Consider the following 11019-nt stretch of genomic DNA (forward strand, 5'->3'; position numbering starts at 1 on the left):
GAATTATAAATTAAAATTCTATTTAGGGGAAAAATATAATTTATAAAATAGTAAAACAGAATAAATAAACGTTGAAAGGGGTGAATTTCTACTGCAGATATAATAACATGTAGTGGAAAGTACATGAAAAAAAAGGCTTTATTTCAAGTGACTTTTCTTATAGTTTTTTTTTGCGCCATGGTATCAGGATGTAATTTAAATAAAAAAGAGGATACAAAAAATGTAAATCAAAGTTTTGATATGAAATCTGCTACGGCTACAGCCGATATTTATATGAAATATCTCATAAAAGGTGATATGGAAAATGCTAAAAAGTTGTATTCTAAGGATCTTTTGAAAGATGCTCGTAGTGACGAAAATAAAAATTTGCGAATTTTAGGATATAATCTGATTGACAGCAGTGAAGTTGGAGAATCGGGAGTTTTAAAAATGAAAGTTGCAAGAGCTGATTTGATCAGACCTTTTGCAACTCTAGATGAATATTCCATAAAGGTAATAAAAGAAGGTAATGATTACAAGATCGGTGAAACCAATAATACACCGGATAGAGAAGTATTTGTGGAGAGAAATCAGCTGAAAATGAGGAGTAAAAATAGCGTAGTTGTAAATTTAATAACGGATATTGTAAGTATGCCTAATTATGTATTTAGTAAAGATGACAAGGCAAATGTGGAAAAGGTTCCTGTTCCAAAGAGAAATTTTGGCATTATGGATTTTTCTTATGATGGAGATCGACTGGCGGTGGTGACTTATTCTAGTGATTCATATATAGGCATAATTAGAATAAATGAAAGTATGCAGACCCAGTCCCAGGATTCAGGAGATCAACAAGGCGATAGCTCAGGAGGGCAAGGTGGTGGTGGACAGCAAAATGAGCAGCAGGGAGCAGAAAAGCCTATAGGTAAGGATATAACCGATTTGGATGTTTTGAAAAATTCCAAAGTTGAATTTTTGGCTTTCTCTCCAGATGAAAAATTTATCGTAGTTCAATATACCAACAATGCAATAGGTAATTGTATACGGGTATATAAGACAGATTCTGGTGATATGATAAGCTATAAATTTGAAAAAGCGTTTCCTCTTGATAAGGTAAATGTGATTTTTTCCTCTTTTGATGAAGGAATATTGAGTTTTGATGTTGTCTCTAAAAACAATAGTAAAGGGGAGCTTTCTCAAATAATTGGGGAATGGGAATTGGATCTGAGAAATTTTAAGGCAGCAAAGATATGATATAATTTCAGTAGGTTGATTTTAGTACTTGAATTATTTTTGGAAAGGATAGGACTTGGGAATGCAGTGGGGTGACAAGGCATATTACAGTCTAAATTATTATTTGAGAAAAAAATTTGGATGCAAGGTTTTTAAAATATCCTTAGATGCAGGATTTTCTTGCCCCAATAGAGATGGAAGAATAAGTAAGGAAGGATGTATATTTTGTAGTAAAAGGGGATCGGGAGATTTTGCTGGGAATAGAAAAGTTTCTATAACGGAACAATTTGAAAATATAAAACAGATGATGAGTAAAAAATGGAAAAATGGAAAGTATATAGCATATTTTCAGGCGTATACTAATACTTATGCTCCAGTGAGAGTACTTAGAGAGAAATATGAAGAAGCTGTAAATCAAGAAGGAGTAGTGGCACTAGCTATAGCTACTAGACCGGATTGCCTTGGATATGATGTTTTAAATCTATTGCAGGAATTTAATAGAAAAGTTTATACCTGGGTAGAACTTGGTCTTCAGACTTCAGATGATCATACGGCAGGTATAATAAACAGAGGGTATAAATTGGAAACTTTTGAAAAAGCAGTAGCTTCACTTAGAAAAATAGGAATTGATGTGGTGGTTCATATAATAATGGGTCTACCTGGAGAAAATAAAATTAATATGATGAATACAGTAAAATATATTTCACATCAGGACATACAGGGGGTAAAAATTCATTTGCTTCATTTAATGAAACACACTCCTCTTGTTAAATTATATGATGTAGGACAATTAAAATTTATGACAAAAGATGAATATATAGACATGGTGTGCTGGACTCTGTGCAACATTCCTTCGGGCATGGTGATTCATAGACTTACCGGCGATTCACCTAGGAACCTGCTTATAGGGCCCAAATGGAGCTTAAAAAAATGGGAGATTCTAAATGAAATTGACAGAAGGATGAAAGATAGAAAAATATATCAGGGTATATATTTTCAAAATAAGATTTTACCCTAAGATTACCGTTGCTGATACTCCCATTTATAAATTTATCCTCTGCCAAACTCCAGCTACAGATTGCTGGAATTTGGTGAATTTGCTTTTATGCAATTGGACTTTATCCATCCCTTAGAGTTTATTCTAGAGCTTCCTGCAATAGAAACTTCATACCAGAATTCATTTAAGATCTCAATGCTGTCATGAACTCTTATTGGTGTATTTTTTTCTAAAGTATTTATTATACCTGAATTTAAAATAGGAGCCAGATATATATTGCTTTTTACAGTGACTAGGGCATTTACATATTGAGGAGTAATATATCTAACATTTATTTTTGGGGGAATTTCCTTAGATATTTTTGACTTCAAACTGTCATTTTCATATTTTAAAGATAATATCTGTCTTCTCTGCGAGGAAATTTTACTTTGAAAATTATATAGGATTACGGAAGTACAGATTATAAGCGTTATGAACAAAAAAGCCAACATTAATATTCTCCATATCTATTAATTTAATACATTATATTCAATATGGTACTTAAAGATGAAAATTTATATAATTTTACACTAGATCTGTATATTCAAAAATGCTCATATCTGTGTAAGCCAATATATCCTCCCACTGATAATCTGAATATGTATCATGTATGCCGACAACGGTCATACCTGCTGATTTGGCTACTTTTATAGCAGATAGGATGTCCTCAAATACAGCACAATCCTCAGGATTTAAATTCAGTCTATCAGCAGCTAAAAGGTATATGTCTGGGAATCCTTTTCCTCTTTTTACATCTTCTGTAGTTACTATTGAATCAAATAGATTGTATATTTTATTTTTCTTTAAACTTGTTTCTGCTATAGCTTTATAATTGCTGGTGGCGAGAGCCATTTTTATTTTTTTCTTTTTTAAGAGATGTAAAAAATCTCTTGCACCAGGTTTTAAAGAAATATTATGGGAATATTCATAGAAAAGCATATTGTACCACTCTTTTTGTATCTCAGATACACTTTCAGTTAAATTAAATTCATCTTTAAGATATCTTGCAGTTTCATCAAGGGTCATATTTTGAATAGTGTTTTTTAGTTCTATGGTAAAAGGTATATTTTTCTCACTTAAATATTCTTTATCTATATTTTCCCAAAGCCACATGGAGTCCAGGAGAGTTCCATCCATGTCAAAAATAGCTCCCTTGATATTTTCAAGCATGACGATCACCTCATATTGTGTTATGAAAAATAATATTTTAATTAAAAAATCGTTCTAACAATTTTATCTTGTTTTTATCTTTAAAATCCTCTATGGAATGTATGCCTATCTTATCCAATATCTCATTCATGCAGTCACTGTCAATGGAGACTTTTATTTCAGAATCATCGGCAAATTTATCCACATATTTTTTACCTTCTTCTTTTGGTATAATTGCCTTGGGCCCACCTACACACCCACCGATACATCCCATGCCTTCAATGAAATTAGCCTCTATTTCCCCATTTTGAGCTCTGGAAAGTATGGATTTGCATTCTTTTACACCATTTGCCTTTACTGCTTTGAATAATTTGTATTTTTCAGGGAAAATTCTTTTTACAGCTTCACTTACTGCAATTGATACTCCGCCTGTACGTGCATATAACCTTCCGCCGCTGGAAGCATATTCTGTAGAAGGCTCTTCTTTGAGCTCATTTGGATGTATATTAAGAGTATCAAATATATCTTTTACTTCTGAAAAAGTTAGTACAAAATCTATATTTTTAATTATGTCTTTTTCTTTTGCTTCAGATTTTTTAGCAATGCAGGGACCTATAAATACCACCTTGCAATTTGGGCTTAATTTTTTGAGTACTCTTCCTCCAGCGGCCATAGGAGAAACAGATGGTGATACGTATTTTATCAAATTATTGTAAATTTTTTTTAACATACCTACCCACATAGGGCAGCAGCAGGAAGTTATCATAAAATCTTTTTCGTCTTTTATATGATTATCAAATTCTATGGCCTCTTTTAAAGTGAGCATATCCGCAAAAAATGCCACCTCAATCATGTCTGTAAATCCTAATTTTTTAAAGGCACTTCTAAGTTTCCCAAGAGTTACATCTTTCCCAAACTGACCTATTATAGCAGGAGCTACAATTGCTATTACCGGTGAGTTGCCTTTTAATATATTCGCTAAGGGAAGAAATTGTACTTTATCCATTATGCCTCCAGTAGGACAGGCTTCTACACAAAAACCACAGTCGGTGCATTTGTGTTTATCAATATGGATACTATTTTGGGCAGCATCCATTAAAATAGCATCAAAAGGACAGGATTTTTGGCATAGAGTTTTGCCGGTTTTGTCCATACATTCCATAGTACAGAATTTTACTTTATTGACTATTTTTCCATCAGGTTTGTAAGATTTTATTGCTTTTTTTAGATCCTCCGTAAAATTAGAACTGCAGTCTGTACTGGTGCCGCATAGTGAAGATATGATTTTACAAAGCTCTTTTTTATTGATTTTACTCTGTGATAAAATAAATTTTACTTCATCTTCAAAATTTCCATTATAATAGGATTCTATCAGGGATTTAAATAAATTTCTATATTGATCTTTCATATTAATGGTACAGCTCCTTATGTAATTGATTTGTTGATGAGCTCAAAGTTTGATTTAATGTATAGGAAACCCCTAGCTTAAAAATAAGCTGGGGCTCTTACTTTAACATAATATAAACTAAAAAAGGTAGGTATCATCAAATCAATAGATCTAAATATCCACAAACCCACCTATATAAATGGTCGGAGTGACAGGATTTGAACCTGCGACCTCTTGCTCCCGAAGCAAGCGCGCTACCATCTGCGCTACACCCCGTTTATATAATACATTATAACATATATTATATAAACGTCACAGTAGAAATTTTATATGAAAATATTTTATTTTGCAGTCATATTAGAATTATCGCCTTCACCTCTTGTAGGAACTGTTGACATTAAAAATCCTACCAGTATAGATACTAAAGCTGGAGATATTATATTTATATAAGCTATATAAGAGGTTCTGTATAATATGAATGCACTTAAACCTGTTATAATCAAGGTTATAAAAAACAGATAGATTATAAATTTAGCAAAAGATTTAAAAAATTTTTCATATAACTTATGCCTTATGGGTCCGCTGAGTATTTTTATAAATAAAAAATAGGATACTAGTATTAAGAATATATCAACTGATGCAGATATTAAAAAGTTTTTCAAATTAAAACACCTCCAATGGCTTATCAATTATAGTATTACCTTATTAGAAGTGTTTTAACACCAAATTATAGATTTTGTAAGTTATTTTGATTGCAAATACATTTCACCTATTTTAAAAACATCTCCTGCACCTATAGTTAAAAAGAGATCTCCTTCCTTTAAATTATTTTTTAAATAGTTTACTATTGAGTTGAAATCTTTAATATAGCTGCACTTTATTCCTCTTTTTGAAATATCATTAGCTAGCATGGCTGAGCTCACTTTGCCGGTATCCTTTTCCCTTGCTGGATATATATCTGCGAGGATTAATTCATCTACATTATCAAAAGCGGAAGTAAATTCTCTGTATAAGTTTATAGTTCTCGAAAAAGTATGTGGTTGAAACACGCAGATTATTCTTTTATGAGGATAATTTTGAGCTGCACTTAAAGTTGCCTTTATTTCAGTAGGATGGTGGGCATAGTCATCTATTACTGTTATCCCATTTTTTTTGCTTTTAATTTCAAATCTTCTATGGGTACCTTTAAAATCCTCCAGTGCATCTTTAATATTTTCTGTTGATATATTTAAAATTAAAGAAACAGCTATACTGGCAAGCGCATTTAATATATTGTGTCTGCCCGGGATGGCTAGGTGTAGGGAAAGTATGGCTTTATTATCCTTGTACACTTTAAAGTAGGCACATCCATTTTTATCAAAATGTATGTCATGAGCAGTGATATTTCCGCTATTTATACCATAGGTAATTATATTACAGTTTACGCTGGATATTACTTTATTTATTCTATTATCTTCATTGTAACATACTAGATACCCATTCTGAGGAATCAATTTAGCAAATTTTACAAAGGCATTTTGTACATTGTCTATATTTTTATAGTAGTCAAGGTGCTCGGCATCTATATTTAAAATTATACCTATAAATGGGAAAAATTTCAAAAAGGATTCTTTGTATTCACAAGCTTCCGTAATGAAGTACGGACTGTTTCCTATTCTGACATTTCCATTTATAATATCTAAATTTCCTCCTACTAATATGGTAGGATCTAAATTTGCCTTAAGTGTTATAGAGGACAACATGGAAGTAGTAGTGGTTTTACCATGAGTTCCGGATACTGCTACGTTGTATTTATGACCTTTCATTATATTTCCTAAGAATTCAGCTCTGGACATTAAGGGAATATTTAAATTTTTAGCCTTTAAGAGTTCTTCATTATCTTCGGAAATAGCGGCTGTATATACTACTAAGTCTATGTCCTGTGTTATATTTTCAGCAATTTGACCTATATATATTTGAGCGCCCATTGATTTGAGTTTGTCTGTTATTGGAGAAGCTTTAATATCAGAACCGGATACTTTAAAATTATTTTCAAGCAAAATTTCAGCTAGGCCGCTCATACTTATTCCGCCTATGCCTATGAAGTGCACTTTTTTATTTTCTACAAAATCAAATGACAATTTAAATCACTCCTTATATTAACTAACCTATCAATAATTATATACAAAAATTAGCTAAAAAACACAATAAAATTATATTTCTATGTAAAACGTTTTTATTTCTTCAGGTGTTTTATAAATAAGTATTGATTAACCGTAGCTTTTAGAATACAATATGAATAATAGAGTATAATATTAGAATATTATTCGTAAAGTTATATAGATAGGTGATAAAATGCAAAAATTTAGTAGAAACAATAGAATAGCTGCAATAACGAAAATATTACTTGAAAATCCTAATAAAATAATGGGACTGAATAATTTTACCGAAATGTTTAATACTGCAAAATCTACAATAAGTGAAGACATAGTAGTAATCAGAGACACTTTAAGTAGATTGGATATGGGAAGAATAGATACTGTAGCAGGGGCGGCAGGTGGAGTTAAGTACATATGTGGTATATCTCCTGAAAAGACCAAAAAATTTGCTGAAAAATTATGTATTATTTTGAAAAATAGAGAAAGAATAATACCAGGTAATTTTTTATACATGACGGATATAATGTTTAATCCAAATATAATACATACAGCAGGAGTGGTTTTAGCGTCTATTTTTATAGATATGGATATTGACTGTGTGGTTACAGTGGAAACGAAGGGAATACCCCTGGCTTATGAAGTAGCTAAAATGATGGGGGTTCAACTTGTGGTTGTGAGGAGAGAAACAAAATTTACAGAGGGTTCTACCATAACTGTAAATTATGTATCTGGCTCTACAGGAAGAATTCAGAATATGTCATTATCTAAAAAAGCATTGAAAAAGGGAAGCAGATGTATATTTATCGATGATTTCATGAAGGCAGGCGGAACTGCCATGGGTATAATTGATCTTTTAAAAGAATTTGAAAGTGAACTTTTGGGTATAGGATTTTTAATAGATAATGTGGGAATTCCCAAAAAATTAGTACAAAATTATGTATCGATAGTGGACTTTGAGGGTATTAATGAAAATGGGAATGCACTATTGACTCCTTCAAAAATGTTTAGCTAATGAAGTTTTCAAAAAATTTTATTAGTTTTTAACAAAATAAGGAGGAAAAAAATAAAATATAGAGAATAGTATATACATAAGCATCTTGGAGGTGGATTTATATGCAAATTACAGACGTTAGAGTGAGGAAAATTGCTGCCGAGGGTAAGATGAAAGCTATTGTTTCAGTAACCTTCGATAACGAATTCGTAGTTCACGATATAAAGGTTATAGAGGGACAAAATGGTCTTTTTATAGCAATGCCAAGTAGAAAAACTCCTGATGGAGAATTTAAAGACATTGCTCACCCAATAAATACTCAGACTAGAGAAAAGATACAAAAAGCAATTCTTGATGAGTACGAAAAAGTTAAAAGTGAGGAAGTTGCTACCGAACAAAAGACGGAGGAATAATAAAGGGGAGTGTTTGCTCCTTTTTATTATTTCCTGTTTTTTTTGTATATTTAAGGATATCTGAAAGAGAGTTTTTTAGAATTATTCCGAAAATTATATATGAGGTTGCAAATAATTTTCATATAAAATATAATATTATAGAGCGTTTTAATATGATATAGTGTAGAAAAATGAGCTTATATGCCATAAAGAGGTGTTAAAATGTATAATTGTGCTATAATATTAGCGGCTGGCAAAGGGAAAAGAATGAAATCTTCTATCCCTAAGGTTTTACACAGAGTATGTGGGACAGAAATGGTTAACATAGTTATTGATGTTGTGAAAAAAGCACAAATAGAAGACATAGATGTAGTAATTGGCAGGGGGGCAGAACAGGTAAAGGAAGCTACTAAGAGTAGAAACGTAAAGTATTCTTTCCAAAATAAGCAATTGGGTACTGGACATGCGGTTTTGTGTGCCAGCGATTTTTTAAAGGATAAAGAGGGGACAGCAGTTATATTTACGGGAGATTCACCTTTAATAGAAGAAGATGTTATAGAAGATATGTTAAATTTTCATAATAAAGGTAGATATAAAGCGACTATATTGACATCTATAGTAAAAGATCCTAATGGATATGGGAGAATTATAAGAGAAAAAAATGGAGAAGTGCTTAAAATAATTGAACATAAAGATTGTTCATTAGAAGAATTAAAGGTTAATGAAATAAATTCCGGAATGTATTGCTTTGATATAAAGAAGCTTGTTGAAAGTTTAAACAAATTACATAACAACAATGTTCAAGGTGAGTACTACTTAACTGATGTCATAGAAATATTGAAAAATAAGGGTGAGAGGATAGGGGCCCTTCCAGTAAGTTTTGAGGAAATTATGGGGGTTAATTCCAGAGTACAGCTTTCAGAGGCTGAAAAGGTTATGAGAAATAGAATAAATAATGTGCACATGGAAAATGGAATTACACTTATCGATCCAGATACTACTTACATAGGACTTGATGTTAGAATAGGGAAGGATACCATAATATATCCAGGTAACGTGATTCAGGGAAATACTGTTATAGGAGAAAACTGTATATTATATCCTAATTCACGTATAAAAGACAGTGTGATAGAAAATAATGTGACAATACAGAGTTCAGTGATACTAGAGAGTAAAGTGGGAGAAAATGTTACGGTAGGACCTTTTGCATACATAAGACCTGAGAGTGTGATAGGCAATTCAGTGAGAATAGGTGATTTTGTAGAAATAAAAAAGTCTATTATTGGGGATAAAACTAAGGTATCTCATTTGACATATATAGGTGATGCCGAAGTGGGGAATGAGTGTAATTTTGGATGTGGAACTGTGGTAGTGAATTATGATGGCAAAGTGAAAAATAAAACTTTAATTGGGGATAATTCATTTATAGGGTGCAACACAAATTTGGTTTCACCAGTTAAAGTAAATAACAACACTTATATAGCAGCTGGATCTACTATAACAGACGAAGTCCCGGAAGGATCACTTGCTATAGCTAGAGCAAAGCAGGTAAATAAGAAAGGTTGGGTATATAAAAAAGGATTAAGGAAATAAATTTTAGGAGGGCTTTACATAATGATAACCCATGGTAAAAATATTAAAATTTTTGCGGGAAATTCTCATCCTGAATTGGCTAAGCAAATAGCTAATATCTTGGGAACTGCAGTTGGAGATGCAAAGGTTTCGACTTTTAGTGATGGAGAAATATCTGTAGATATTAATGAAACCGTAAGGGGTATGGATGTATTTATAATTCAATCCACAAATAATCCCGTAAATGATAATCTAATGGAACTTCTTATCATGATTGATGCATTTAAAAGAGCATCAGCGGAAAGGATAACTGCTGTAATACCTTATTATGGATATGCCAGGCAGGATAGAAAAGCCAAGGCGAGAGATCCGATTACTGCAAAATTGGTAGCAGATATACTGACAGCTGCAGGAGCGGATAGAGTTCTTACAATGGATCTGCATGCAGCACAAATTCAAGGGTACTTTAATATACCTTTAGATCATCTTCTAGGAGTTCCCATACTGGCAAAATATTTTATACAAAAAGGATTTAAAGAGAGAGAAGATATAGTTGTAGTATCTCCGGATCTCGGAAGTGTAACAAGAGCCAGAAAATTTGCGGATAAACTCCATGCACCTATAGCTATTATCGATAAGAGAAGACCAAAAGCCAATGTATCAGAGGTAATGAATATAATTGGGGATGTAAACGGGAAAATCGCCATATTGGTAGATGACATGATAGATACAGCTGGAACTATAACAAATGGCGCTCAGGCTCTTGTGGATAGAGGGGCAAAAGAAGTATATGCATGCTGCACTCATGCTGTGTTATCTGGACCAGCCATAGAGAGAATAAGGAATTCTGTTATAAAAGAACTTGTAATGTTGAATACAATAGATCTTCCAAAGGAAAAGATATTGGATAATTTTAAAATATTGTCTATAGCTTCGGTTTTCGCAGAAGCTATAAGGAGGATATATGAGGGCGTTTCGGTAAGCAAGCTGTTTGAAGATTGATGAGGAAAGAGCATGTAGAATTTTTTCTACATGCTCTTGTATTAAGATGTAAGTCCATTTTGTAACTTATTTGTAACTTTTAAAGAGAGAATATTTTTTATATAGACATATGTGATAAATTTAATTGTAGATAATTAATAATT

General features: G+C 32.1%; 11 protein-coding genes and 1 tRNA gene. 6 read left to right on the forward strand and 6 right to left on the reverse strand.

Annotated features, from left to right (window positions below; translation table 11 throughout):
- Nucleotides 1-123 precede the first annotated feature (123 nt).
- Nucleotides 124-1230, forward strand: a complete 1107-nt coding sequence (locus J5G60_RS12620) for a hypothetical protein (protein WP_150357208.1) — start codon at nt 124-126, stop codon at nt 1228-1230.
- A gap of 61 nt (nt 1231-1291) precedes the next feature.
- Nucleotides 1292-2227, forward strand: a complete 936-nt coding sequence (locus J5G60_RS12625; RefSeq protein ID WP_150357224.1) for a TIGR01212 family radical SAM protein — start codon at nt 1292-1294, stop codon at nt 2225-2227.
- 53 nt (nt 2228-2280) lie between these two features.
- On the opposite strand, the gene J5G60_RS12630 is transcribed toward J5G60_RS12625, so the two are convergent.
- The 6 genes from J5G60_RS12630 to murC all read right to left on the reverse strand — a co-directional run bounded on the left by J5G60_RS12630 (nt 2281) and on the right by murC (nt 6901).
- Nucleotides 2281-2697 carry a hypothetical protein gene (locus J5G60_RS12630; protein ID WP_150357209.1) on the reverse strand — a complete coding sequence of 139 codons (417 nt, stop codon included), beginning with the start codon at nt 2695-2697 and terminating at the stop codon, nt 2281-2283.
- A 73-nt stretch (nt 2698-2770) separates the two neighbouring features.
- Nucleotides 2771-3415 carry an HAD family hydrolase gene (locus tag J5G60_RS12635; RefSeq protein ID WP_150357210.1) on the reverse strand — a complete coding sequence of 215 codons (645 nt, stop codon included), beginning with the start codon at nt 3413-3415 and terminating at the stop codon, nt 2771-2773.
- Nucleotides 3416-3452: 37 nt separating this feature from the next.
- A complete protein-coding gene (locus tag J5G60_RS12640; RefSeq protein WP_150357211.1) occupies nt 3453-4802 on the reverse strand; it encodes a [Fe-Fe] hydrogenase large subunit C-terminal domain-containing protein in 1350 nt (449 codons plus the stop codon).
- A gap of 179 nt (nt 4803-4981) precedes the next feature.
- A tRNA-Pro gene (locus J5G60_RS12645) sits at nt 4982-5057 on the reverse strand.
- Between the two features lie 65 nt (nt 5058-5122).
- The gene (locus J5G60_RS12650) at nt 5123-5443 is read right to left on the reverse strand and encodes a hypothetical protein (RefSeq protein ID WP_150357212.1); all 321 of its coding nucleotides are present in this window, start codon (nt 5441-5443) and stop codon (nt 5123-5125) included.
- A gap of 81 nt (nt 5444-5524) precedes the next feature.
- Nucleotides 5525-6901, reverse strand: coding sequence for a UDP-N-acetylmuramate--L-alanine ligase (gene murC / locus J5G60_RS12655; RefSeq protein WP_150357213.1), 1377 nt, complete (start codon nt 6899-6901; stop codon nt 5525-5527).
- A 214-nt stretch (nt 6902-7115) separates the two neighbouring features.
- On the opposite strand from murC, the gene purR reads away from it, so the two are divergent.
- The 4 genes from purR (at nt 7116) to J5G60_RS12675 (ending at nt 10876) form a co-directional block, all read left to right on the forward strand.
- A complete protein-coding gene (gene purR / locus J5G60_RS12660; RefSeq protein ID WP_150357214.1) occupies nt 7116-7931 on the forward strand; it encodes a pur operon repressor in 816 nt (271 codons plus the stop codon).
- Between the two features lie 101 nt (nt 7932-8032).
- Nucleotides 8033-8323, forward strand: a complete 291-nt coding sequence (gene spoVG / locus J5G60_RS12665; protein WP_150357215.1) for a septation regulator SpoVG — start codon at nt 8033-8035, stop codon at nt 8321-8323.
- A gap of 201 nt (nt 8324-8524) precedes the next feature.
- Nucleotides 8525-9895 carry a bifunctional UDP-N-acetylglucosamine diphosphorylase/glucosamine-1-phosphate N-acetyltransferase GlmU gene (gene glmU / locus J5G60_RS12670; protein WP_150357216.1) on the forward strand — a complete coding sequence of 457 codons (1371 nt, stop codon included), beginning with the start codon at nt 8525-8527 and terminating at the stop codon, nt 9893-9895.
- A gap of 21 nt (nt 9896-9916) precedes the next feature.
- Entirely contained in the window at nt 9917-10876 is a 960-nt protein-coding gene (locus J5G60_RS12675; RefSeq protein WP_150357217.1) for a ribose-phosphate diphosphokinase, read from the forward strand.
- Nucleotides 10877-11019 lie beyond the last annotated feature (143 nt).

The organism is Clostridium sp. HV4-5-A1G (assembly GCF_900184915.1).
GTDB classification, from domain to species: domain Bacteria; phylum Bacillota; class Clostridia; order Clostridiales; family Clostridiaceae; genus Clostridium_B; species Clostridium_B aromativorans.